The following is a 21,470-nucleotide window of genomic DNA, read 5'->3' as shown; positions in this document are numbered from 1 at the left end:
ACCTTTAGGGCTAACTAAAAGCCCGCATTCGGCTAAAGGTTGCCGCATCGGGGGCGAGTTCACTTTTTGATCAATCTGTGACCAGGGGTGATGCAGCAATCGGTCGAATTCGGCCAAGGTGCGGGCCGCCCGTCGCGGCCCGTCCTCCGGGGGCGGCTCGCGCGAGGCCGGGTGTTGCAAGGTTCAAGCATCAATAGAAACCACGCGGTCGGTTTGGTACGGTCGGGCGCCAGTCCCGGTAGCCACACCCACGTGGGGAGATCCGATGGAAGTCAGATCCGCGCAACCCGGCCCTGTGCCCAGCGGGACGGCAGCCCTCGCCGACCACTGGGACGTGGAGCCGGAACTGTTCGCTTCCCTCGCGCGGAACGACCAGCGCCGGATGGCCGAGCAGTACGTACGCGGCCTGCTGGCGGCGGAGGGCCGCAAGACCCTGCGCAACGTCGCGGAACAGATCGGCGGAAAGGCGCTCCAGCAGAGCGTCCACCACTTCATCACCGCGTCGTCCTGGAACTGGGCGCCCGTCCGGGGCGCGCTGGCCCGGCTCGCGGACGAGGCCGTGCGCCCCCAGGCGTGGGTGGTCAACTCCACGGTCATCCCCAAGGCGGGGATCCACTCGGTCGGCGTCGACCAGCAGTTCCTCCCCCACCTCGGCCAGACCGTCAACGGGCAGCGGGCCTTCAGCGCGTGGAGCGCCTCGGAGCGGATCAGCGTGCCCTTCAACTGGAGCCTGGTGCTCTCCCGGAACTGGCTGGAGGACCCGGCCCGGCGCAGCCGCGCCCACATACCCGACGCCAGCCGCGTCGTCTCCCTGGAGGAGCACGCCGGATCCGTCGCCCTGGAGGCCGCCGAGGCCTGGGGCCTGCGCCGGCGCCCCGTCGTCGTGGACGTGGACGGGCTCGACGCCGGGGCGACCGTGGGGCGCTTCGCCCGCGCGGGCGCCTCCCTGATCCTGCGCATCGACGGCGCGACGCCGCTGCGGGTCGACGGCTCCCTGCTGCAGGGATACAGCGACAAGGAGGTGCCCGCCCTGAGCCTGATCTCCTCGATGAAGCGGATGCGCCGCCAGGTGGAGTGGTCGGACGCGGCGGGCGGCGGCATGCACTTCGGGGTGGTGAGCGCCATTCCCGTGCTGCTGGCGTGCCAGGCGCCCGGCGGCGGGCCCGGGGGCGGCCCCGGCCCCGTCCATCACCGGCCGATGCTGCTCATCGGCGACTGGCGCTCCTCCGGCCGGTGGCCGTCCCGGCTGTGGCTCACCGACTCCCGGCGGCTGCCGCTCATCACCCTGCTGCGGCTGACCCGGCTCACGGACGTCGTCGAGCGCGACTTCGCGGAGATCTCCGAGCACACCGGCGTCCGGGACTTCGCGGGCCGCTCGTTCCAGGGCTGGCACCGCCACATCACGCTGGCCTCGGTCGCCCACCTCGTCGCCGCGCGGGCGGGGACGCGGCGGTTCCCGGCGCGGCGGCGGCGCGTGACGGGGTCCGTCACGCCCCTGTGCGCCTGAACCGGCTGCCCCGCCCGGCCTCCCCCTCCCTGTCTCCTGCGGGTGCTCCGCCGGTAGGTTCTCGGCAACCGATCGCAGCGCGGCGCGCGCCGTAAGGGACGTATGCCGTAAGAGACGTGTGCCGTAAGAGACGTATGAAGGGGGAGGTGGGCGCGATGCCGCGACTGCCGTACGTTCCGGGGTTCGCCCGTTCCGCCGGTCCCAAGGGGGCGGCGGGGTCACCGAAGGCGGAGGGCAAGGCGCTGCGGGAGCGGGTGCCGCGGTCCGCGCACGCGCGGTGGTCCCCCGCGGCGGACCGGCCGGACGCGGTCGCCGAGGTCGAGGCCTCGAACGCGGGCCGGCTGCCCGAGCTCACGCCGATACGCGTCGGCCGGATGGCCGCCTCGCCGTTCGCCTTCCTGCGCGGGTCCGCCGGGCTCATGGCGTACGACCTGATGGACACCGCCGTGACCGGGGCCGGCGCCCAGATCTGCGGCGACGCCCACGCCGCCAACTTCGGGCTCTACGGCGACGCGCGCGGCGAACTCGTCATCGACCTCAACGACTTCGACGAGACCCTGCACGGGCCCTGGGAGTGGGACGTGAAGCGGCTCGCCGCCTCGCTGGTGCTGGCCGGACGGGAGGCGGGCGCGGACGAGGCCACCTGCCGGGCCGCGGCGAAGGACGCGGCCGGCTCGTACCGGCACACGATGCGGCTGCTCGCCGGCATGCCCGTCGCGGACGCCTGGAACGCCATCGCCGACGAGCGGCTCGTCTCCCACGCGGACGCCCGCGACCTCACCGGCACGCTGGAGCGCGTCGCCGGGAAGGCCCGGCGGAACACGAGCGCCCGCTTCGCCGCCAAGGCCACGGAGAAGGCGGGCGGCGGGCGGCGCTTCGTGGACGCCCCGCCGGTGCTGCGCCGCCTGCCGGACGCCGAGGCGGGCGCGGTCGCCTCGGCGCTGGGCGGCTACCTCGGCACCCTCCCGGAGGAGCTGCTGCCGCTGCTCGCCCGGTACGAGGTGCAGGACGTGGCGTTCCGCGTCGTCGGCACCGGGAGCGTGGGCCTGCGCTCGTACGTGGTGCTGCTCCTGGACCACCGCGGGGAGCCGCTGGTCCTCCAGGTGAAGGAGGCCCGCCCCTCGGTCCTGCTGCCCTACGCGGAGAAGGCCGGGTTCGCCCTGCCGCCGGACGGGCACGAGGGGCGGCGGGTCGTGCTGGGGCAGAAGCGGATGCAGGTCGTGAGCGACGTGTTGCTCGGCTGGGCCACGGTCGAGGGGCGCCCGTACCAGGTGCGGCAGTTCCGCAACCGCAAGGGCAGCGTCGACCCGGCCGCCCTCGCCCCCGCCGAACTGGACGACTACGCTCGCATCACCGGCGCGCTCCTCGCCCGCGCCCACTCCCACACCACGGACCCGCGCCTGATAGCCGCCTACTGCGGCAAGTCCGAGGCCCTGGACGAGGCGCTGGCCGAGTTCGCCCGGGTCTACGCGGACCGGATGGAAGCGGATCACGAGGCCCTGACCCGCGCGATCCGCGCGGGGCGCGTGGCCGCGGAAACGGGCGTCTAGCGGGCGACGCGGCCGGCCGGTGGGCGGTTCGGGGCGGTGCCTGCCCCGGCCTCTTCGCCGCAGGCGAGAGGGAGGCTGCGGCGGCGGCTGCGGGGGCGGGCCGCCGCGGTCCGGGTAACCCTCCGGGAGGGAACTACGCTGGTCGGGTGATGAATCCGGAAGCAGACACTTCCCGCCTGGAGCAAGCCGTCCGCACGGCCGAAACCGCGCTGATCGAGTTCGAGATCGCCGTGGAGACGTTCCGCGTGGAGGTGGAGAACTTCTCCCGCCTGCACCACCAGCGCCTCGGCCCGGTCTACGCCCGCCTCGAAGAGCTGGACGCACAGATCGCCGAGGCCGTCGCCGCCCGCAGCGGCGATCCGGAGGACCTGCGCAAGGCCCGCGAGGCCCGTGCGCTGGTGCAGCCGCTGCCCGGGGTGGAGGAGCTGTTCGGCGGCTGGCTGGACTCGGACGGGCTGTCCCCGGAGGGCACGGCGATGCTCACGGAGAAGCCGGTCCGCCCGCCCCGCCGGGTGCGCCCGAGCGACGAGGCCCGCCGGGCCTTCCGGGAGCTGGTCCGCGAGGCCCACCCGGACCTGGCGCGGGACGAGGCCGAGCGGCTGCGCCGCGAGGAGTTCATCGTGCGCGTCAACGCCGCGTACGCGGACGGTGACGAGGACCTCCTGGGCGCCCTGGCCGCGGAGTGGGCCGCGGGCCCGGCGCCGGAGCCGCGCCCCCTGGACCGCGCCGAGGAGCTCTACGCCCGCCTGGAGTGGCTGGCGCAGCGCAAGGAGATGCTGTCGGCCCTGGCCGCCGAGCTGGAGGGGTCGGCGATCGGCTCGATGCTGCGGATGGCGCCGGAGGACCCGGACGGCCTGCTGGAGGAGATCGGCGAGGGCCTGCGCGCCCAGGTCGCCGAGCGCGAGGCGCAGCTGCGGGAACTGGTCGGGTAGCGTCGTGGGCATGAGCTTTGGTTCCGGAATCCCCACGGTCGGCGTCGACGCCCTCTCGTCCGACGACTTTCTGCTGGATGTGCGCGAGGCCGACGAGTGGGCGGCCGGCCACGCCGAGGGCGCCCTGCACATCCCGATGAGCGACTTCGTGGCCCGCTTCGGCGAGTTGACGGAGAAGGCGCCGGACGGCGGCCGGATCAACGTCATCTGCCGCTCGGGCGGGCGGTCTGCGCAGGTCACCGCCTACCTGGTGCAGCAGGGCCTGGACGCGGTGAACGTCGACGGCGGCATGCAGGTCTGGGAGGCCGCCGGCCGCCCGGTCGTGGACGGCAACGGCGCTCCCGGGACCGTGATCTAGCCGCATCCCGTGATCCAGCCGCATTCCGTGATCTAGCCGCAGCCTGCTCCGGACCCGCTCCGGACCCGCTCGGGCTCCGGCTCGGGCGGGTGCTACCCCTCGGGCGCGTGGGCGGCCAGCAGGTCGCCCAGCGCCTCCTCGTGCGCCGCGGCCGGGCCCAGCGACAGCTCCAGCTGCTTGGCCCACGCGTGGTACCGGTGCAGGGCGTAGCCGGTGTCGGCGCCGAAGCCGCCGTGCAGGTGCTGCGCGGTCTGCACGGCGCGCCGTACGCCTTCGGAGGCCCAGACCTTCGCGACGGCGAGGTCCGCCTCGGCGGGCAGGGCCCCGCCCGCACCGGTCTCCAGCCGCCACGCGGCCTGCCAGAGCGTGGCCTCCATGGCCCGCAGGTCGACATAGCGGTCCGCGGCCTGGACGGCCACCGCCTGGAACGTGGCCAACGGGAAGCCGAACTGCTCCCGCTTGCTGGTGTACGCGCTGGTCATACGGCATGCCGCCGTCCCCACCCCGAGCGCGAGCGCGCACGTCCCGGCGGTGAGCAGCGCGCGCAGCCGCGGCCAGGCCCCTTCGTCCGTGATCACCTGCATGCCGTCGAGCCGTACGGAGTCGAGCCGCACTTCGGCGTACTGCTCGCCGTTCGTGGACACCTGCCGGGCCAGGGCGACCCCGGGGTGGTCGCGGGGGACGATCCCGAGCACGGCACGGCCGTCCGCGTCGCACGCGGGCACGATGATCAGGTCGACGGACCGCGCCCACGGCACGGCCGTCTGCAGGCCGTCGAACACCCAGCCCTCTCCGGCCGCCGGCCGGGCGGCGACCGAGAGCTCCGCCGCATCGTGCCCCGTCCGGCCGTTGGAGGCGACCGTGACGACCGGCTCGCCGCGCCCGAGCGCCGGCAGGATCCGTGCCCCAGCCGCGCCGCCGTGCGTGCTCAGCGCGAGCGCCGTGGCTCCGGCCTCCAGCAGCGGCACCCGGGCGAGCACCTGGCCGGCCTCGCGCAGCACCAGGCACAGGGCGATCGGCCCGAGCCCCCCTCCGCCGTGCCGGGTGCCGACGGTCAGGCTCAGCAGGTCCGCCGCGGCCAGCCTGCGCCACAGCGCGCGGTCGAAGTCCTCCGCGACCGGGCCCCGGGACAGCACGGGGCTGGGCACGCCGTCGGGGGAGACCCCGGAGAACACGGCCCGCGCCGCCTCGGCGGCCGCCTGCTGCTCCTCGCTGAAGGTGAAGTCCACTGCCGCCGCCTTCCCGTACCCGCTGCCCGTCCGCCGGCTCCGCCCAGTATCTGACGGACCGTCAATGTAGGCGGGGCGAGGGCATTTGGGAATGCTCAGCGATCGAAGTCGAGCTCCACCTCCGCCGTCACCGGGTGTGACTGGCACGCCAGCACATGGCCGCTCTCGATCTCCTCCGGCTCCAGGGCGAAGTTCCGGTCCATGCGCACCTCGCCCTTCACCAGGAACGCCCGGCATGTCCCGCACACCCCGCCCTTGCAGGCGTAGGGCGCATCGGGCCGGTTCCGCAGGACCGCCTCCAGCAGCGTCTCCCCCTCCCGCACCGGCCAGCTGCCGCCGCGCCCGTCGAGCTTCGCCGTCACCGTGCTGCGCGCGGGCGCGCCGGCGGGGGCCGGCCGGCGGGCCTCCGCACCGGAGCCCTCCACGTGGAAGATCTCCTGGTGGATGCGGTCCCGCCCGATTCCCAGGGCGCGCAGCGCCCGCTCCGCCCCCCGCACCAGCCCGAAGGGCCCGCACAGGAACCAGCCGCGTATCTCCTCCACCGGCACCAGGGCGGGCAGCAGCCGGGTCAGCCGCTCCTCGTCCAGCCGCCCGGACGGCAGCCCGGCCTGCTGCTCCTCGCGGGAGAGGGTCTGCACCAGCTGGAAGCGGTCGGGGAAGCGGTCCTTGAGGTCCGCGACCTCCTCCAGGAACATCGTGGAGGCCGTGGTCCGGTCGCTGCGTATGAGGCAGAACCGGGCGCCGGGCTCCCGCGCCAGCAGCGTCGAGGCGATGGACAGCACGGGCGTGATGCCGCTGCCGCCGACGATCGCGGCGAAGTGCCCGGCCCGCGGCTCCAGGACGAACCGCCCGGCCGGCGCCATCACCTCCACCGTGTCTCCGGCGGCCAGCTCCTTGAGGGCGTACGTCGAGAACTCGCCGCCGTCCACCAGCCGGACCCCCACCCTCAGCTCGGCGGGGCCGGGCGCCTCCGGGGCGGGCGCGGGGATGCACACCGAGTACGTGCGGCGGATCTCGGTGCCGTCCCGGGCGGTGCGGCGGACGGCGATGTGCTGGCCCGGTGCCCAGCGGTAGGTCTCGCGCAGCTCGGGCGGCACGGCGAAGGTCACGGCGACCGAGTCGTCGGTGAGGGGGTCGACCGCCGCCACCCGCAGGGGGTGGAAGGCGCCGTGGCGGGCCGCGGCCATCTACAACTCCTTGAAGTGGTCGAAGGGTTCGCGGCAGGCCTCGCAGCGGCGCAGGGCCTTGCAAGCGGTGGAGGAGAAGCGACTGATCAGCGTCGTCTCCGTGGATCCGCAGTGGGGGCAGCGGATGGCCAGGCCTACCATGACCGGCCCGGCCGGGCCCGTGGGGCGCGGCGGCGCTATGCCGAACTCCTGCAGCTTGCGGCGGCCTTCGGCCGTGATGTCGTCGGTGGACCAGGCGGGGGAGAGCACCGTGCGGACGGACACCTCGGCCTGCCCGTGCTCGTGCAGGACGCGCTCGATGTCCGCGGACATCGCCTCGACCGCGGGGCAGCCGGTGTACGTGGGGGTCAGCTCGACCTCGACCCGGCCGGGGCCGGTGACGTGCAGGCCGCGCAGCACGCCCAGCTCGGCCAGGGTGAGCACGGGCAGCTCGGGGTCGGGGACGGCCCCGGCCAGCGCCCGGAGCTCCTCTTCCAGGCGGGTGGCCCCGCGGGGGGCCGATTCGTGGCCGGCGGATTCGCGGCTGGTGGTTTCACGAGGGGCTGAGGTGGTCACCATGACGCCCCCGGGTGGCTGCGGTGCAGGTGCTGCATCTCGGCGAGCATGCGCCCGAACGGCTCGGTGTGGATGCCCTGCCGGCCCGCGCCGGCCGTCCACGCGCCGGTCTGCGGGCCGTCCGGCAGCTTCAGCGTGGCGCGCTCGACGACCTCGGTCACCGCGGCCAGCCAGCCCTCGCGCAGGGCCGTCCGGTCGACGGACAGACCCTCGACGGGCTCGAAGAGCTCGCCCGTGTACCGCCAGAGGTCGTCCAGGGCGCGCTGCATCCGGGCGTGGCTCTCCTCCGTGCCGTCGCCGAGCCGCAGCGTCCAGTGCTCGGCGTGGTCGCGGTGGTAGGCGACCTCCTTGACGGCCTTGCCCGCCAGGGGCGCGAAGGGGCCGTCGCCCGCGGCCAGCTGCCCGTACAGCAGGTGCTGGTGGACGGAGAAGTAGAGCTGGCGGGCGATCGTGCGGGCGAAGTCGCCGTTGGGCTGCTCGACGAGCTGGGCGTTGCGGAAGGAGCGCTCCTCCCGCAGATAGGCCAGCTCGTCCTCGTCGCCGACGAGGGAGAGCAGGGAGCGGGCCTGGCCGAGCAGGTCGAGGGCGATGTTGGCGAGGGCGACCTCCTCCTCCAGCACGGGTGCGTGCCCGGCCCACTCCCCCAGCCGGTGGGAGAGCACCAGGGCGTCGTCGCCGAGGGCCAGGGCGGCCGTGGCCAGTGGGGTCTCCCCGAGGGTCACAGGTGCTCCGGTCACTGGTGCTCCGGTCACAGGTGCTTCACCCCTTCCGGGATCTCGTAGAAGGTCGGGTGGCGGTAGGGCTTGTCGGCGGCGGGCTCGAAGAACGGGTCCTTCTCGTCGGGCGAGGAGGCGGTGACCTCGGCGGAGGGCACGACCCAGATCGAGACGCCCTCGGAACGGCGGGTGTAGAGGTCGCGCGCATTGCGCAGGGCCATCTCCGCGTCCGGGGCGTGGAGGCTGCCCGCATGGGTGTGGGCGAGCCCGCGCCTGCTGCGCACGAAGACCTCCCACAGCGGCCAGTCAGCGTTCGTCATGCCGTCGCCTTTCCGTGCTTGGCCGCATACGCGGCGGCTGCTTCGCGCACCCACGCGCCCTCTTCATGGGCGCGCCGGCGCTGACCGATCCGCTGGTCGTTGCAGGGGCCGTTGCCGCGGAGGACCTCCTGGAACTCGGTCCAGTCGATCGCGCCGAAGTCGTGGTGGCCGCGCTCCTCGTTCCACCGCAGGTCGGGGTCCGGGAGCGTCAGGCCGAGGGAGGCGGCCTGGGGGACGCAGATGTCCACGAACCGCTGGCGCAGCTCGTCGTTGGAGTGCCGCTTGATCTTCCAGGCCATGGACTGCGCCGAGTGGGAGGACTCCGCGTCCGGCGGGCCGAACATCATCAGGGAGGGCCACCACCAGCGGTCCACGGCGTCCTGCGCCATCGCGTGCTGGGCCTCGGTGCCGCGGCTCAGGGCCAGCAGCAGCTCGTAGCCCTGGCGCTGGTGGAAGGACTCCTCCTTGCAGATGCGGACCATGGCGCGGGCGTAGGGCCCGTAGGAGCAGCGGCACAGCGGGACCTGGTTGGTGATCGCGGCGCCGTCCACCAGCCAGCCGATGGCGCCGACGTCGGCCCAGGTCAGGGTGGGGTAGTTGAAGATCGAGGAGTACTTCTGGCGGCCCGAGTGGAGCTTGTCGAGCAGCTCGTCGCGCCCGGTGCCCAGCGTTTCGGCGGCGCTGTAGAGGTAGAGGCCGTGGCCGGCCTCGTCCTGCACCTTGGCCATGAGGATCGCCTTGCGGCGCAGGGAGGGCGCGCGGGTGATCCAGTTGGCCTCGGGCTGCATGCCGATGATCTCGGAGTGGGCGTGCTGCGCTATCTGGCGGACGAGGGTGGCGCGGTAGGCGTCGGGCATCCAGTCCCGCGGCTCGATGCGCTCGTCCGCGGCCACGGCGGCGTCGAAGACCGCCTCCTGGGCCATGGTGTCCTGGGCTCCTGCGTCCGGCGCCATCGTCGTCATGGCATTGCCCCCTGCCTCTCCCGCCCGCTGCGCGAACGGCCCGACCGACCGATCGTTCGGTTCAATGGTGGGGCGGCCGCCGGGGGGTGTCAAGCCTGTGGATAACCCCGGGCGCTGTGCCCCGCGAGGCGACCTCGGTACCGTTCGGGTGCACAGCAGACGGCGGACGCAGGAACGGGGCGGGTATGGAGTCGGATGACGGGCACGAGCGGGCCGGCGGTCTCGCGGGGCTGTCCCTGCCCGCGCGCCTCGTCGTCGCGGCGGGCGCGGCGGTGATCGCGGTGACGGCGGCCGTTCACCTGGGAATGGTGTTCCTGCACGTGGCGCCGTCGAACACGGTCACCAAGCAGAACGCCGCGGCGATAGACGACTACATCTATCCGGAGTACGAGCAGAACTGGAAGTTCTTCGCTCCCAACCCGCTCCAGCAGAACGTCGCCGTCCAGGCCCGCGCCGAGCTCCGCGGCCCCGACGGCCGGACCACGGTCACGGGCTGGACCGACCTCACCGCACGGGACGGCGCCGAGATCCGCCACAACCTCCTCCCCAGCCACACGCAGCAGAACGAGCTGCGCCGCGCCTGGGACTTCTACACCAACTCCCACGACGTCAAGGAACAGCCCAACGGGCTGCGCGGCGCCCTCTCCGAGCAGTACGTCCGGCGCATCGTCGTCGGCCGGCTCGGCGACGGGCAGGGCGGCCGCACCGTCCAGCGCGTCCAGGTGCGCGCCGTGACCACCCTGGTCGCGCCGCCGTCCTGGAGCGACGAGAAGACCGAACCCAAGCCCGCCTACCGGGTGCTGGGCTGGTGGCCGGTCACCGCCGCCGACCGTACGGAGGCGAAGAACCGATGAGCACGTCCCTTCCGCTCGGCGCCCGCCTCTCGCGCGGGATCGACCGCGTCACCGGCACCGCGCTCGGCGCCCACCAGACGGCCGTGATCCGGATAGGCCTCTCCTTCACGTGGCTGGTCTTCCTGCTGCGCGAGTGGCCGAACCGGCACGAGATGTACGGCCCCGACGGGCCGTGGAGCTGGGAGATGGCCCGCCGGCTGACGGCCGACAACCACGCCTTCACCGCCCTGCTCTGGTCCGACGGCGGCCTGTGGTTCGAGGCGGTCTACGCCTTCGCCGTCGTCACCGCGGCCCTGCTCGCCCTCGGGTGGCGCACCCGGACCATGACCGTGCTCTCCATGGTCGGCGTGCTGTCGCTGCAGAACCGCAGCGTCTTCCTCGGCGACGGCGGCGACAACGTCATCCACCTGATGGCGCTCTACCTGATCCTCACGCGCTGCGGCCGCGTCTGGTCCCTCGACGCCCGCCGGGCGGCGAAGCGGGCCGGGCGGCCCGCGGGCCTCGACCTGACGGGCGTCGTGCTGTGGGCCTGCTGCGGCCTGGCCCTGGCCGCGGCGATGCTCCTCGGCGACACCCGGATGTCGTGGACCGACCACGGTCCGCTCCCCGGCGTCGGCTGGGCCGGCGCCCTGTGGGCCCTCTGGCTGGTCCAGGGCCTGTGGTGGCTCGCGGAGCGGTACGGCCCGGGCGAGCCCCGCGCCGTGCTCGACGTCCTGGCGAACCTGCTGCACAACGCCGGCCTGCTGGTGATCATGGCGGAGGTCTGCCTGATCTACGCCACGGCCGGCTGGTACAAGATCCAGGGCTCCCGCTGGCAGGACGGCACCGCGCTCTACTACCCGCTGCACCTCGACTACTTCTCGCCCTGGCCCGAGCTCTCCCACGCCCTCGCCGGCAGCGGGCTGCTCGTCCTGCTGCTCAGCTACGGCACCGTGGCCGTGCAGGTGGCCTTCCCCTTCACCCTGCTCAACCGGCGCGTGAAGAACGTCCTGCTCGGGGTGATGATGCTGGAGCACCTCGGCATCGCCCTCCTGCTCGGGCTGCCGTTCTTCTCCCTGGCGATGATCGTCGCCGACGCGGTCTTCCTGCCCACCCCCTTCCTGCGCCGTCTGGGCGCCGCCGCCGGCCGCGCCCGCGACCGGCTGCTCCCCGCCCGGCCACAGCAGGTCCCGGCGCAGCGCGAGGGCGACGAGGCGGTGACCAGGACTCTCGTAGGCTGAGGGCATGACCGAGGACGAAGCAGCTGCCGCAGTCCGGCAGTGGGGCGAGCGCGCCCCCGACGCCGTACTGCTCGACGGCTTCCACGCCCTGAAGCACGCGCTGCGCTTCGGCGCGGACGTGCCGCTGGCGGTCACCAGCGACAAAGAGGCGGCGCTGGCGCTCGCCGAAGCCCTGGCCGAAGACCTCACCGGGACGCTCGCCGAGCGCCTGATCGAGATCCCCGCCAAGGCCCTGCGCGAGCTGGTGCCCAGGATCCACCCCACGGGCGTGGCCGCCCTCGCCGTGCGGCCGGAGCGCAGGGCCAACCTCGACGCACTCTCGCGGGCGCCACGCGAGGCCCCCGTCGTCGTCCTCGACAACCCGCGCAACCTCGGCAACGTGGGCGCCGTGATCCGGCTCGCCGCCGGCTTCGGCGCCACGGGCGTCGTCACCACCGGGGACATGGACCCCTGGCACCCCAACGCCGTACGGGCCGGGGCGGGCCTGCACTACGCCACCGCCGTCGAGCGGCTGCCGCTGACGGAGCTCCCGCCCGGGCCGCTCTACGCCCTGGACCCGGAGGGCGACGACATCCGCTCCCTCACCCTGCCCGACGACGCGCTGATCGCCTTCGGCTCGGAGCGCCACGGCATCTCGCCCGAGCTGCGCGAGAGGGCGACCCGGCTGGTCGCCCTCCCCATGCGCCCCCAGGTCTCCAGCTACAACCTCGCCACGAGCGTCGCCATGGCGCTGTTCCACTGGGGCGGCCCGGGCCCGGGCCGGGACTAGACCGGACCGGGACTAGGCCGGGCGGCGCACCTCGACCGTGCGGAAGCGGTTCGCGACGAACGCGCCGTCGCACAGGGCCGCGTTCGCGGCGGGGTTGCCGCCGGAGCCGTGGAAGTCGGAGAACGCGGCCGTCTGGTTCACGAAGACCCCGCCGGTCAGGTTGAGGGAGAGCTGGGCGCACTCCTCCAGGCAGGCCTCCTCCACCAGCCGCTCGACCTCGGGCGACGTGGTGTACGCCCCGACGGTCATCGCGCCCTTCTCGCGCACCGTGCGGCGCAGCAGCTCCACGGCGTCCGCCGCGGAGTCGACGGCGACGGCGAAGGACACCGGCCCGAAGCACTCCGAGAAGTAGGCCGCCTCGGCATCGGGCTTGGCGCCGTCCAGCTTCACGATGACCGGGGTGCGGACGGTGGCGCCGGGGAAGTCGGGGTTCTCCACCGCGCGGGAGGCGAGGGCGACCTCGCCGAGCCGGCCCGCGGCGTCGATCCGCTCCTTGACCTGGTCGTTGACGATGGCGCCGAGCAGGCCGTTCGCCCGGGCGTCGTCGCTCAGCAGGCCCTGGACCGCGGCGGCCAGGTCCGCCACCACCTCGTCGTAGGACTTGGGCCCGGCGTCGGTCGCGATGCCGCCGCGGGGGATCAGGAAGTTCTGCGGGGTGGTGCACATCTGGCCGCTGTAGAGGGACAGCGAGAAGGCCAGGTTGCCGAGGAGGCCCTTGTAGTCGTCCGTGGAGTCGATGACGACCGTGTTGACGCCGGCCTTCTCCGTGAAGACCTGCGCCTGGCGGGCGTTGGCCTCCAGCCAGTCGCCGAAGGCGGTGGAGCCGGTGTAGTCGATGATGCGGATCTCGGGGCGCACGGCCAGGGTCTTGGCGATGCCCTCGCCGTCCCGCTCGGCGGCCAGGGCCACCAGGTCGGGCGAGAAGCCCGCCTCGCGCAGCACCTCGCGCGCGATCCGCACGGTCAGGGCCAGCGGCAGCACCGCGCGCGGGTGCGGCTTGACCAGGACGGCGTTGCCCGTGGCGAGGGAGGCGAAGAGGCCCGGGAAGCCGTTCCACGTGGGGAAGGTGTTGCAGCCGATGAGCAGGGAGACGCCCCGCGGCACGGCCGTGAACTCCTTGCGCAGCTCCAGCGGATCCCGCTTGCCCTGCGGCTTGGACCAGTCGGCGGAGCCCGGCGTGCGGACCTGCTCCGCATACGCGTAGGCGACGGCTTCCAGGCCACGGTCCTGGGCGTGCGGGCCGCCGGCCTGGAAGGCCATCATGAAGGCCTGGCCGCTGGTGTGCATGACGGCGTGCGCGAACTCGTGCGAGCGGGCGTTGATCCGGGTGAGGATCTCCAGACAGACCGCGGCCCGCGCCTCCGGGCCCGCCTCGCGCCACTGCGGCATCGCCGCGCGCAGCGCCGGCAGCAGCTCATCGACGGCCGGGTGGGGATACTCGATGCCGAGCTCGATCCCGAACGGCGACACCTCGGCGCCCGCCCAGCCGTCGGTGCCCGGCTGGTCCAGCTCGAAGCGCCCGCCCCGGAGCGCCTCGAAGGCGGCCCGGCCCTCGGCGGCGCTGAGGCTGCCGGGCACGGCGCCCTCCGCGCCGTACGCCTTCGGGTGCTCGGGGAACGGGGACCAGTAGGCACGCGTGCGGATGGCATCCAGCGCCTGATCCAGGGTGGGGCGGTGCTTCTCGGTCAACTGAGCGGTGGTGAGTCCGGCGGTCACGGCTGACCAACTCCTTGTCGAGCGGGGCTCCGATACGGGGGACCAGACGCACCCCCGGTGGATACAGTAACCGAACGATCGGTCGGGACAAGGGGGCCCGGCGAACCTGTGGACAACTCTTCGGGGAGGATCACTGCCATGACCCCAATCGACCCCGCCGGGACCGTCGCCGTCGTCGGCGCCGGCACCATGGGCCAGGGCATCGCCCAGGTCGCCCTGGCAGCGGGCCACGCCGTGCGGCTGTACGACGCCGCGCCCGGCCGTGCGGAGGAGGCCGCGCGGGCGATCGCCGCCCGGCTCGGCCGCCTCGTGGACAAGGGCAGGCTCGACGCGGCCGGCCGGGACGAGGCCCTCGCCCGTCTGCAGCCCGCCGCGCGGCTCGCCGAACTCGCCGACTCCGCCCTCGTCATCGAGGCGATTGTCGAGCAACTGGACACCAAACAGAAGCTGTTCGCCGAGCTGGAACCGGTCGTCCCCGACGACTGCCTGCTGGCCACCAACACCTCGTCCCTGTCGGTGACCGCGGTCGCCGGCGGCCTGCGGCTCCCCGGCCGCTTCGTCGGCCTGCACTTCTTCAACCCCGCCCCGCTGCTGCCGCTGGTCGAGGTGGTCCGGGGCTTTGCCACGGACCCGGAAGCGGCCGACCGCGCCCGGGCCACCGTGGCCGCCTGGGGCAAGACCCCGGTGGCCTGCGCCGACACGCCCGGCTTCATCGTCAACCGGCTCGCCCGGCCCTTCTACGCGGAGGCCTTCCGCGTCCACGAGGAAGGCGGCGCCGACCCGGCCACCATCGACGCCGTGCTGCGGGAGTGCGGCGGCTTCCGCATGGGCCCCTTCGAGCTGACCGACCTCATCGGCCAGGATGTGAACAACGCCGTCACCCGTTCGGTCTACGAGGCGTTCTTCCACGACCCCCGGTTCACGCCCTCCCTCGCCCAGCAGCGGCTCGTGGAGGCCGGGCTGCTCGGCCGGAAGTCCGGCCGCGGATGGTTCCCGTACGAGGAGGGCGCCGACCGGCCCGAACCGGCCACGGCGGCGCCGTGCGAGCCGCCCGCGGAGATCGGCTGGCACGCCCGGCCCCCGCGCGTCTGCGCCCCCCTGCGGGAGATGATCGAGGAAGCCGGGATCAAGGTCGTGCGCGACCGCGCGCCGTACGAGTCCGAGTGGTACATCACCCTCCCCGACGGCGCGGCGCTCACCCTCACCGGCGGCGAGGCGGCCACGCCCGGTAACGGCGGGCCGCACATCTACTTCGACCTGGCCCTCGACTACCGCACCTGCACCCGGATCGCCCTCGCCCCCTCGGAGACGGCCTCGGCGCGGGACGTGCAGGCCGCCGTGGGCCTCTTCCAGGTGCTCGGCAAGAGCGTCAGCGTCATCGGGGACGTCCCCGGCCTCATCGTCGCCCGTACGGTCGCCATGCTCGTCGACTTCGCCGAGGACGCGGCCGGGCGCGGCGTGGCGAGCCGCGAGGACATCGACACCGCCATGCGGCTGGGCGTGAACTACCCGCGCGGCCCGCTGGAGTGGGGCCGCGAGATCGGCCTGACGCACGTGCGCAGCATGCTGTGGGGCCTCGCCCAGGAGTACCCCGGCGGCCGCTACGACCCCTCCCTGTCCCTCCGCCGCCGTGCGGCCGTCGAAGAGAGCCTGCTGTAATCATGACCATGGCCAAGCGCGACACCTACACGCCCGAATCGCTGCTCGCGGTCGCCGTCGGGGTGTTCAACGAGCGGGGCTACGACGGCACGTCCATGGAGCACCTCTCCAAGGCGGCCGGCATCTCCAAGTCCTCCATCTACCACCACGTGAAGGGCAAGGAGGAGCTGCTCCGGCTCGCGATAAGCCGTGCCCTGGACGAGCTCTTCGCCGTGCTGGACGAGCCCGGGGCGACCGGCGGCCCGGCCGTGGACCGGCTGCAGTACGTGACCCGCCGCACCGTCGAGGTGCTCATGGCCGAGCTGCCGTACGTGACGCTGCTGCTGCGCGTGCGCGGCAACACCGGCACCGAGCGCTGGGCCATGGAGCGCCGCCGCGAGTTCGACCACCGCGTCGCCGAGCTGCTCAAGCAGGCGGCGGCCGACGGCGACCTGCGGGCGGACGTGGACGCCCGGCTGGCCACCCGGCTCCTCTTCGGGATGATCAACTCCGTGGTGGAGTGGTACCGCCCCGATCACGGCGGGGCGGCGACCAGCGAAGAAGTCGCCGACGCGGTGGTGCGCACGGCGTTCGACGGGCTCCGGACCGACCGCTAGGTCCCTCCGGCCCCCTAGAGGCCTCCTTCGTGGAGGTCCGTCTCCTCGAAGATCAGCAGCGTGCGGGTGCTGAGCACCTCGTCCATGGCCTGGATGCGGGTCAGCACCAGCTCGCGCAGTGCGCGGTTGTCCTTGGTGTGCACCAGCAGGAGCACGTCGAAGTCACCGCTCACCAGGGCGATGTGCGCGGCCCCCGGCAGCTCCAGGAGCTTGTCGCGGACCGCGCGCCAGGAGTTCTGCACGATCTTCAGCGTGATGTACGCCGACGCGCTCTGCCCGGCCCGCTCCTGGTCGACGCGGGCGCTGAAGCCCCGGATGACCCCGTCGTCGATCAGCCGGTTGATCCGCGCGTAGGCGTTGGCGCGCGAGACATGCACCCGCTCGGCCACGGACCGTATCGACGCGCGCCCGTCCGTCTGCAGCATGCGCAGGATGGCGCGGTCTATCTCGTCCAGCGGCCGCGCGGGTGCCCTGCTCCCGGTGAGAGCCATCTGTTCGTCCGGCATGGCGTCCCGCCTCCCCCTCTTGGACGTCCTGGCCATATCTCAGGCTGTGGAGAACCGTTTGTCCACAGGCTCGGGCCGCCTGTAGCCAAAATGTGCCGACGACCGAACAATCGGTAGGGAGGGCGTCCGGCGCATCCGGCCGCGCGTCCGGTCAAGCCCGTCCCCACGAAGGAGGTGCTCGTCATGACGGTTCTGGAGCAGCCCGGCTCGTACCGGCCCACACCACCGCCCGCCTGGCGGCCCCGCACCGACCCCGCACCCCTGCTTCCCGACGCGGAGCCGTATCGCGTGCTGGGCACCGAGGCGGCGGGCGGGCTCGACGCCGGGCTGCTGCTGCGGCTGTACGGGCACCTCGTCCGCGGCCGGCGCTACAACGGCCAGGCCACGGCGCTGACCCGGCAGGGCCGGCTCGCCGTCTACCCCTCCTCCGCCGGGCAGGAGGCGTGCGAGGTCGCCGCCGCGCTCGCCCTGCAGGAACAGGACTGGCTCTTCCCGAGCTACCGCGACACCCTCGCCGCGGTCGCCCGCGGCCTCGACCCCGTCCAGGCGCTCACGCTCCTGCGCGGCGACTGGCACACCGGATACGACCCCCACGAGCACAGGATCGCACCGCTGTGCACCCCCTTGGCCACCCAACTGCCGCATGCGGTGGGCCTCGCACACGCGGCCCGCCTCAAAGGCGACGACGTGGTCGCGCTCGCCATGGTCGGCGACGGCGGCACCAGCGAGGGCGACTTCCACGAGGCGCTGAACTTCGCCGCCGTGTGGCGGGCCCCCGTCGTCTTCCTCGTGCAGAACAACGGCTTCGCCATCTCCGTGCCGCTCGCCAAGCAGACCGCGGCCCCCTCCCTCGCCCACAAGGCCGTCGGCTACGGCATGCCCGGCCGGCTCGTCGACGGCAACGACGTCGCCGCCGTCCACGAGGTGCTCACCGACGCCGTGCGGCGCGCCCGCGAAGGCGGCGGCCCCACCCTGGTCGAAGCCGTCACCTACCGCATGGACGCCCACACCAACGCCGACGACGCCACCCGCTACCGCAGCGAGGCCGAGGTCGACACCTGGCGCGGCCACGACCCCATCGCCCTGCTGGAGCAGGAGCTGACGGAGCGCAAGCTGCTCGACGCGTCCGTCGTCGCCGCCGAGCGGGAAGCCGCCGAGCGCATGGCCGCCGACCTGCGCGACCGCATGAACCAGGACCCCCCGCTCGACCCCATGGACCTCTTCACCCACGTGTACGCCCAGCAGACCGCCCAACTGCGGGAGCAGGCCGAGATGCTGCGCGCCGAGCTCGCGGCAGCGGCCGAGGCCGCCCCCGCGACCCCGGAAGGGGCACAGCGATGACCACCGCCCCCGTCCGGGCGGAAGCCCGGTCCGCCTCCATGGCCCAAGCCCTCAACCGGGCCCTGCGCGACGCCATGGCCGAGGACCCGTCCGTCCACGTCCTCGGAGAGGACGTCGGCGCGCTGGGCGGCGTCTTCCGCGTCACCGACGGCCTGGTGAAGGAGTTCGGCGAGGACCGCTGCACCGACACCCCGCTCGCCGAGGCCGGCATCCTCGGCACGGCGGTCGGCATGGCCATGTACGGGCTGCGGCCCGTCGTCGAGATGCAGTTCGACGCCTTCGCCTACCCCTCGTTCGAGCAGCTCATCAGCCACGTCGCCCGGATGCGCAACCGCACCCGCGGGGCGATGCCCATGCCGCTGACCATCCGGGTGCCCTACGGCGGCGGCATCGGCGGCGTCGAGCACCACAGCGACTCCTCCGAGGCGTACTACATGGCGACGCCCGGCCTCCACGTCGTCACGCCCGCCACCGTCGCCGACGCCTACGGGCTGCTGCGCGCGGCCATCGCCTCCGACGACCCCGTCGTCTTCCTGGAGCCCAAGCGGCTCTACTGGTCCAAGGCCGAGTGGGACCCCGGGACGCCCGAAGCGGTGCCCGGCATAGGCCGCGCCGCCGTCCGCCGCCGGGGCACCTCCGCCACGCTCATCACCTACGGGCCCTCCCTGCCTGTCTGCATGGAAGCGGCCGAAGCGGCCACCGACGAGGGGTGGGACCTCGAAGTGGTCGACCTGCGCTCGCTCGTGCCCTTCGACGAGGAGACGGTCTGCGCCTCCGTCCGGCGCACCGGGCGCGCCGTGATCGTCCACGAGTCCACCGGATTCGGCGGCCCCGGCGGGGAGATCGCGGCCCGCATCACCGAGCGCTGCTTCCACCACCTGGAGGCGCCGGTGCTGCGCGTCGCCGGATTCGACATCCCGTACCCGCCGCCCATGCTGGAGCGGCACCACCTGCCCGGCGTCGACCGGGTGCTCGACGCGGTCGCACGGCTGCAGTGGGAGGCGGAGAGCTGATGCCCGAGGTCAAGGAATTCCGGCTGCCGGACCTCGGCGAGGGCCTCACCGAGGCGGAGATCGTCCGCTGGCTGGTGGAGGTCGGCGAGGTCGTGGAGATCGACCAGCCCGTCGTGGAGGTCGAGACGGCCAAGGCGATGGTCGAAGTCCCCTGCCCCTACGGGGGCGTGGTGACGGCCCGCTTCGGCGCGGAGGGCACGGAGCTTCCCGTCGGTGCGCCGCTTCTGACGGTCGCCGTCGGCGCGCCCTCAAAGGCGAGCGCCGCCCCCGAGGCGGAGGGCTCCGGCAATGTGCTCGTGGGCTACGGCACGGGGGCGCCTGCGGCGCGGCGGCGCCGTGTCCGGCCGGAGGCCGGTCCTTCCGGGGCGTCCGGGAGCCCGGCCGGTGCCGGTCCGGCGGGTGGCCCGACGGATCCGGGCGGCCCGGAGGCGGGTGGGCACCGCCGGTCACGTCTGCGTGGGCTGAGCGCCGTCGCGGCGGAAGGCGTGGCCGGGGCCGGCGTGGCTTCCGGCGCCGGGCCACAGGCTCCTGTGTCGACCGGACCCGTTCCCGTTGTTTCTCCGCTCGTGCGGAAGCTTGCCCGTGAACACGGGCTCGACCTGCGGACATTGACCGGCACCGGCCGTGACGGGCTCATTCTGCGCGCCGATGTCGAGCGCGCCGTGCACGCCGCCGCGGCCGCGGACAGGGCGCCCGCCCCCTCCCCGGCCGCCGGAGTCGCCGGCGCCGAGCGCATCCCCCTGCGGGGGCTGCGCGGTGCCGTCGCCGAGAAGCTCAGCCGGAGCCGCCGGGAGGTTCCCGACGCCACCTGCTGGGTGGACGCCGACGCGACCGAGCTGCTGGCGGCCCGCAAGGCCATGAACGCCGCCGGCGGCGCGAAGATCTCCCTCCTGGCCCTGCTCGCCCGCATCTGCACGGCCGCCCTGACCCGGTATCCCGACCTCAACTCCACCGTCGACACCGAGGCCCGGGAGATCGTCCGGCTGCCCGGCGTCCACCTCGGGTTCGCCGCGCAGACGGAGCGCGGGCTGGTCGTCCCCGTCGTCCGGGACGCCCACCTGCGCAACGCCGCCGGCCTCTCCGCGGAGATCGCCCGGCTGACCGAGGCCGCGCGCACGGGCACCCTGACCCCCGCCGAGCTCACGGGAGGCACGTTCACGCTGAACAACTACGGCGTGTTCGGCGTCGACGGCTCCACGCCGATCATCAACCACCCCGAGGCGGCCATGCTCGGCGTCGGCCGGATAGCCCCCAAGCCCTGGGTGCACGAGGGCGAGCTGGCCGTACGGCACGTGGTGCAGCTGTCGTTCACCTTCGACCACCGGGTCTGCGACGGCGGCACGGCGGGCGGCTTCCTGCGCTACGTGGCCGACTGCGTCGAGCAGCCCGCCGTACTGTTGCGCTCCCTCTGAGCCTTCGCCGCAAGGCGAACGGCCATACTCGTCGGGTGACTGGTTACGACGCCGTAGTGCTCGCCGGTGGCGCCGCCCGCAGGCTGGGCGGCACCGACAAGCCCACCCTGCGCGTGGGCGGGCGCACACTGCTGGACCGGGTGCTGGAGGCGTGCGCGGACGCCGAGGAGACCGTCGTCGTGGGCCCCCGGCGCCCCACCGCACGCCCCGTGCGGTGGGCGCGGGAGGAGCCGCCCGGCGGCGGCCCCCTCGCCGGGCTCGCCGCCGGCCTGCGGCACACGGCCGCCCGCACCACCCTCGTGCTCTCCGCCGACCTGCCGTTCCTGCGCCCCGAGACCGTACGGGCCCTGCTCGCCGCAGCCGCCACCGGCGGCCCGTACGTCGAAGGGGTGCTCCTCACCGACCTGGACGGCCGTGACCAGCCGCTGGTCGCCGCCTACCGCACCGAGCCGCTGCGCCGCGAGCTGGCGCTGCTCGCCGCCGAGCACGGCAGCCTCGCGGGGCTGCCGCTGCGGCTCCTCACCGACGAGCTGACCCTCGGCAGGTTCCCCCACCCCACGGCCTCCTTCGACTGCGACACCTGGGAGGACGTCGCCACCGCCCGCGCGCGCATCAGGGACGATGGGAGCGTGCTGGATGAATGGATCTCCGCGGCCAAGGCCGAGCTGGGCATCGACCTCGACGTCGACACCACCGCCCTCCTGGACCTCGCGCGCGACGCCGCGCACGGCGTGGCCAGGCCCGCCGCGCCCCTGACCACCTTCCTCGTCGGCTACGCCGCAGGGCGCCTGGGCGGTGGCCCCGAAGCGGTGGCCGAGGCGACCCGCAAGGCCGTCGCCCTGGCCCAGCAGTGGGCGGCGGAGGCCGCCGCAGCCGAGGACCACGCCGCGGGCAAGCCCGGCGACGACGGCGCCGCCGGGAAGGCCGACGGCCCGCGATGAAGGAAGTGGACGGGGACTCCGCGCTCGACCGGGCGACGGAGGACGCACTGGCGCTCTTCGCGGACCAGCGGCGCGGGGCGCGCTCCCGCGGCGGCGACCGGCTTCCGGACGGCGGCGCGGAGGCGGC

The 21,470-nt window shown here is 73.9% G+C and carries 21 protein-coding genes; 13 read left to right on the top strand and 8 right to left on the bottom strand.

The features are described 5' to 3' along the window. Positions 1-265: 265 nt before the first annotated feature. The 4 genes from B7P34_RS10965 to B7P34_RS10950 all read left to right on the top strand — a co-directional run bounded on the left by B7P34_RS10965 (position 266) and on the right by B7P34_RS10950 (position 4,347). Positions 266-1,507, top strand: a complete 1,242-nt coding sequence (locus B7P34_RS10965) for an IS701 family transposase (protein ID WP_106675666.1) — start codon at positions 266-268, stop codon at positions 1,505-1,507. Positions 1,508-1,662: 155 nt separating this feature from the next. Beyond that, on the top strand, positions 1,663-3,057 hold the full coding sequence (locus B7P34_RS10960) for a DUF2252 domain-containing protein (protein ID WP_223267731.1): 1,395 nt from the start codon (positions 1,663-1,665) through the stop codon (positions 3,055-3,057). A 149-nt stretch (positions 3,058-3,206) separates the two neighbouring features. After that, positions 3,207-3,989 carry a hypothetical protein gene (locus tag B7P34_RS39345; RefSeq protein WP_106675664.1) on the top strand — a complete coding sequence of 261 codons (783 nt, stop codon included), beginning with the start codon at positions 3,207-3,209 and terminating at the stop codon, positions 3,987-3,989. Positions 3,990-3,999: 10 nt separating this feature from the next. Then, positions 4,000-4,347, top strand: coding sequence for a rhodanese-like domain-containing protein (locus B7P34_RS10950; protein WP_030366876.1), 348 nt, complete (start codon positions 4,000-4,002; stop codon positions 4,345-4,347). A 92-nt stretch (positions 4,348-4,439) separates the two neighbouring features. Here the strand turns inward: B7P34_RS10950 and B7P34_RS10945 are convergent, their stop codons facing one another. The 6 genes from B7P34_RS10945 to paaA form a co-directional block, all read right to left on the bottom strand. Further along, positions 4,440-5,576, bottom strand: coding sequence for an acyl-CoA dehydrogenase family protein (locus B7P34_RS10945; protein ID WP_106675663.1), 1,137 nt, complete (start codon positions 5,574-5,576; stop codon positions 4,440-4,442). Between the two features lie 95 nt (positions 5,577-5,671). Further along, positions 5,672-6,763: a 2Fe-2S iron-sulfur cluster-binding protein gene (locus B7P34_RS10940; protein ID WP_106675662.1), complete on the bottom strand. Its 1,092-nt coding sequence runs from the start codon at positions 6,761-6,763 to the stop codon at positions 5,672-5,674. Beyond that, the gene (gene paaD / locus B7P34_RS10935; RefSeq protein WP_106675661.1) at positions 6,764-7,321 is read right to left on the bottom strand and encodes a 1,2-phenylacetyl-CoA epoxidase subunit PaaD; all 558 of its coding nucleotides are present in this window, start codon (positions 7,319-7,321) and stop codon (positions 6,764-6,766) included. After that, positions 7,315-8,055: a 1,2-phenylacetyl-CoA epoxidase subunit PaaC gene (gene paaC, locus B7P34_RS10930; RefSeq protein WP_223267730.1), complete on the bottom strand. Its 741-nt coding sequence runs from the start codon at positions 8,053-8,055 to the stop codon at positions 7,315-7,317. The genes paaD and paaC overlap by 7 nt, the downstream gene beginning before the upstream one ends. An 11-nt stretch (positions 8,056-8,066) precedes the next feature. Continuing rightward, positions 8,067-8,354, bottom strand: a complete 288-nt coding sequence (paaB, locus tag B7P34_RS10925; RefSeq protein WP_106675660.1) for a 1,2-phenylacetyl-CoA epoxidase subunit PaaB — start codon at positions 8,352-8,354, stop codon at positions 8,067-8,069. Beyond that, positions 8,351-9,316: a 1,2-phenylacetyl-CoA epoxidase subunit PaaA gene (gene paaA, locus B7P34_RS10920; protein WP_106675659.1), complete on the bottom strand. Its 966-nt coding sequence runs from the start codon at positions 9,314-9,316 to the stop codon at positions 8,351-8,353. Before paaA ends, paaB begins: the two co-directional genes overlap by 4 nt. 185 nt (positions 9,317-9,501) lie before the next feature. Between paaA and B7P34_RS10915 the strand changes: the two genes are divergently transcribed. Genes B7P34_RS10915 through B7P34_RS10905 form a run of 3 tightly spaced genes read left to right on the top strand, consistent with a single transcriptional unit; the run spans position 9,502 to position 12,159 of the window. Next, a complete protein-coding gene (locus tag B7P34_RS10915; protein ID WP_106675658.1) occupies positions 9,502-10,170 on the top strand; it encodes a DUF5819 family protein in 669 nt (222 codons plus the stop codon). Continuing rightward, positions 10,167-11,390: an HTTM domain-containing protein gene (locus B7P34_RS10910; protein ID WP_106675657.1), complete on the top strand. Its 1,224-nt coding sequence runs from the start codon at positions 10,167-10,169 to the stop codon at positions 11,388-11,390. The genes B7P34_RS10915 and B7P34_RS10910 overlap by 4 nt, the downstream gene beginning before the upstream one ends. 4 nt (positions 11,391-11,394) lie before the next feature. Further along, on the top strand, positions 11,395-12,159 hold the full coding sequence (locus B7P34_RS10905; protein WP_106675656.1) for a TrmH family RNA methyltransferase: 765 nt from the start codon (positions 11,395-11,397) through the stop codon (positions 12,157-12,159). A 12-nt stretch (positions 12,160-12,171) separates the two neighbouring features. On the opposite strand, the gene paaN is transcribed toward B7P34_RS10905, so the two are convergent. Then, positions 12,172-13,875, bottom strand: coding sequence for a phenylacetic acid degradation protein PaaN (gene paaN / locus B7P34_RS10900; protein WP_106675655.1), 1,704 nt, complete (start codon positions 13,873-13,875; stop codon positions 12,172-12,174). A 138-nt stretch (positions 13,876-14,013) separates the two neighbouring features. Between paaN and B7P34_RS10895 the strand changes: the two genes are divergently transcribed. Continuing rightward, complete coding sequence (locus B7P34_RS10895; RefSeq protein ID WP_106675654.1) at positions 14,014-15,534, top strand: 3-hydroxyacyl-CoA dehydrogenase; 1,521 nt, start codon at positions 14,014-14,016, stop codon at positions 15,532-15,534. A gap of 8 nt (positions 15,535-15,542) precedes the next feature. Further along, entirely contained in the window at positions 15,543-16,130 is a 588-nt protein-coding gene (locus tag B7P34_RS10890) for a TetR/AcrR family transcriptional regulator (protein WP_223267729.1), read from the top strand. Positions 16,131-16,144: 14 nt separating this feature from the next. Here the strand turns inward: B7P34_RS10890 and B7P34_RS10885 are convergent, their stop codons facing one another. After that, positions 16,145-16,636, bottom strand: a complete 492-nt coding sequence (locus B7P34_RS10885; protein WP_106675652.1) for an Lrp/AsnC family transcriptional regulator — start codon at positions 16,634-16,636, stop codon at positions 16,145-16,147. 183 nt (positions 16,637-16,819) lie between these two features. Between B7P34_RS10885 and pdhA the strand changes: the two genes are divergently transcribed. The 4 genes from pdhA to B7P34_RS39695 are packed head-to-tail and all read left to right on the top strand — an operon-like array spanning position 16,820 to position 21,343. Beyond that, positions 16,820-17,977: a pyruvate dehydrogenase (acetyl-transferring) E1 component subunit alpha gene (gene pdhA, locus B7P34_RS10880; RefSeq protein ID WP_106675651.1), complete on the top strand. Its 1,158-nt coding sequence runs from the start codon at positions 16,820-16,822 to the stop codon at positions 17,975-17,977. Then, the gene (locus tag B7P34_RS10875; RefSeq protein ID WP_106675650.1) at positions 17,974-18,990 is read left to right on the top strand and encodes an alpha-ketoacid dehydrogenase subunit beta; all 1,017 of its coding nucleotides are present in this window, start codon (positions 17,974-17,976) and stop codon (positions 18,988-18,990) included. Before pdhA ends, B7P34_RS10875 begins: the two co-directional genes overlap by 4 nt. Next, positions 18,990-20,402 carry a dihydrolipoamide acetyltransferase family protein gene (locus tag B7P34_RS10870; protein WP_106675649.1) on the top strand — a complete coding sequence of 471 codons (1,413 nt, stop codon included), beginning with the start codon at positions 18,990-18,992 and terminating at the stop codon, positions 20,400-20,402. The genes B7P34_RS10875 and B7P34_RS10870 overlap by 1 nt, the downstream gene beginning before the upstream one ends. Positions 20,403-20,437: 35 nt before the next feature. Continuing rightward, positions 20,438-21,343 (top strand): NTP transferase domain-containing protein, encoded by a 906-nt coding sequence (locus B7P34_RS39695; RefSeq protein WP_106675648.1) that lies wholly within the window; start codon positions 20,438-20,440, stop codon positions 21,341-21,343. The last annotated feature ends 127 nt before the right edge of the window (positions 21,344-21,470 follow it).

It is taken from the genome of Streptosporangium nondiastaticum (assembly GCF_003011965.1).
Taxonomy (GTDB): domain Bacteria; phylum Actinomycetota; class Actinomycetes; order Streptomycetales; family Streptomycetaceae; genus Streptomyces; species Streptomyces nondiastaticus.
This window is presented reverse-complemented; position numbering and strand designations above follow the sequence as displayed.

Excerpts from the sequence above, each read along its gene's own strand:
- B7P34_RS10965 (WP_106675666.1), top strand. The coding sequence starts at position 266 with ATGGAAGTCAGATCCGCGCAACCCGGCCCTGTGCCCAGCGGGACGGCA.
- B7P34_RS10960 (WP_223267731.1), top strand. The coding sequence starts at position 1,663 with ATGCCGCGACTGCCGTACGTTCCGGGGTTCGCCCGTTCCGCCGGTCCC.
- B7P34_RS39345 (WP_106675664.1), top strand. The coding sequence starts at position 3,207 with ATGAATCCGGAAGCAGACACTTCCCGCCTGGAGCAAGCCGTCCGCACG.
- B7P34_RS10950 (WP_030366876.1), top strand. The coding sequence starts at position 4,000 with ATGAGCTTTGGTTCCGGAATCCCCACGGTCGGCGTCGACGCCCTCTCG.
- B7P34_RS10940 (WP_106675662.1), bottom strand. The coding sequence starts at position 6,763 with ATGGCCGCGGCCCGCCACGGCGCCTTCCACCCCCTGCGGGTGGCGGCG.
- paaD (WP_106675661.1), bottom strand. The coding sequence starts at position 7,321 with ATGGTGACCACCTCAGCCCCTCGTGAAACCACCAGCCGCGAATCCGCC.
- paaB (WP_106675660.1), bottom strand. The coding sequence starts at position 8,354 with ATGACGAACGCTGACTGGCCGCTGTGGGAGGTCTTCGTGCGCAGCAGG.
- paaA (WP_106675659.1), bottom strand. The coding sequence starts at position 9,316 with ATGACGACGATGGCGCCGGACGCAGGAGCCCAGGACACCATGGCCCAG.
- B7P34_RS10915 (WP_106675658.1), top strand. The coding sequence starts at position 9,502 with ATGGAGTCGGATGACGGGCACGAGCGGGCCGGCGGTCTCGCGGGGCTG.
- B7P34_RS10910 (WP_106675657.1), top strand. The coding sequence starts at position 10,167 with ATGAGCACGTCCCTTCCGCTCGGCGCCCGCCTCTCGCGCGGGATCGAC.
- B7P34_RS10905 (WP_106675656.1), top strand. The coding sequence starts at position 11,395 with ATGACCGAGGACGAAGCAGCTGCCGCAGTCCGGCAGTGGGGCGAGCGC.
- B7P34_RS10895 (WP_106675654.1), top strand. The coding sequence starts at position 14,014 with ATGACCCCAATCGACCCCGCCGGGACCGTCGCCGTCGTCGGCGCCGGC.
- B7P34_RS10890 (WP_223267729.1), top strand. The coding sequence starts at position 15,543 with ATGGCCAAGCGCGACACCTACACGCCCGAATCGCTGCTCGCGGTCGCC.
- B7P34_RS10885 (WP_106675652.1), bottom strand. The coding sequence starts at position 16,636 with ATGCCGGACGAACAGATGGCTCTCACCGGGAGCAGGGCACCCGCGCGG.
- pdhA (WP_106675651.1), top strand. The coding sequence starts at position 16,820 with ATGACGGTTCTGGAGCAGCCCGGCTCGTACCGGCCCACACCACCGCCC.
- B7P34_RS10875 (WP_106675650.1), top strand. The coding sequence starts at position 17,974 with ATGACCACCGCCCCCGTCCGGGCGGAAGCCCGGTCCGCCTCCATGGCC.
- B7P34_RS10870 (WP_106675649.1), top strand. The coding sequence starts at position 18,990 with ATGCCCGAGGTCAAGGAATTCCGGCTGCCGGACCTCGGCGAGGGCCTC.